General features: G+C 64.7%; 1 pseudogene. It reads right to left on the reverse strand.

Going from position 1 to position 394, the window contains the following annotated elements:
- A pseudogene (locus tag H7J86_RS00075) lies at positions 1-394 on the reverse strand (hypothetical protein); the annotation flags it as partial.

A 394-nucleotide genomic window follows, 5' to 3' on the forward strand; every position in this document is an offset into this window, starting at 1 on the left:
CGACGTCCCAGTTGTAGTCGGCGAAATGGTGGAAGGTCGATTCGGCCACGGCGCGGCCCAGGTTTGCTTCCTCCAGTGCCACCGCAAGATTGAACAGACGACCGGTTGACGTGCTGCGGCCCTGCGCGACCACTCGGGCGCCCGGAACATCGGCGGACACCAGACCCTCATGCGGATGGGCCGGGAACCACTCGATGCGGCCGCTGGCGGTTCGCCCGGTGTGCAACAGCTCGTGTACCTCACCGTCCACCAGCACCGGCTGATAGTCACCGTTGGCACCGGAATGATAGTTGGGCCAGGAGATCTCGGGATTGTCGACATCGTCGCACATCGTCACCGGATCGACGGTGGCGTCGTGGAAGCGGTTCACCACCCCGAGCGAGCCCAACTGGAG

Source organism: Mycobacterium hackensackense (assembly GCF_025822555.1).
Lineage (GTDB): Bacteria > Actinomycetota > Actinomycetes > Mycobacteriales > Mycobacteriaceae > Mycobacterium > Mycobacterium fluoranthenivorans.